Raw genomic sequence first — 321 nt, 5'->3', positions numbered from 1 at the left:
AAATAGCCCTGATTCACTATGCTTGGGAACTAGACCTAAAAAGGCTGCCATTTGCGACGCTTGACTAAACTGCTTATTATGCATCAGCGACATCATCTGCTTTGAGACAACAGGGCCGACGCCTTTAATAGTTTGTAGCAGATATTGGTCTTGCTTTAAATTGGGATGACCATCGATATGGTCATCAATATCACCATTGAGCTTAACAATGGCGGCTTGCAAAGAGACTATCATCTGCTCAATAGACGCTTTAACGATAGGAGCGGTGTCTGTGGCCTCCGTTTTTTCCAATCGATTCAGCTCACGTTGTAAGTCTTCTTG

1 protein-coding gene is annotated in these 321 nt (G+C 43.6%); it reads right to left on the bottom strand.

Going from position 1 to position 321, the window contains the following annotated elements; translation table 11 throughout:
- Nucleotides 1–321: transposase (locus AAEY75_RS14395; protein WP_352259942.1), on the bottom strand; the 321-nt coding region annotated here is incomplete at both ends.

Origin of the sequence: Psychrobacter sp. TB55-MNA-CIBAN-0194 (assembly GCF_040309505.1) — a bacterium.
GTDB classification, from domain to species: Bacteria; Pseudomonadota; Gammaproteobacteria; order Pseudomonadales; family Moraxellaceae; genus Psychrobacter; species Psychrobacter fozii.
The sequence above is the reverse complement of the archived record's forward strand: the minus strand, read 5'-3'. Positions and strand labels throughout refer to the sequence as shown.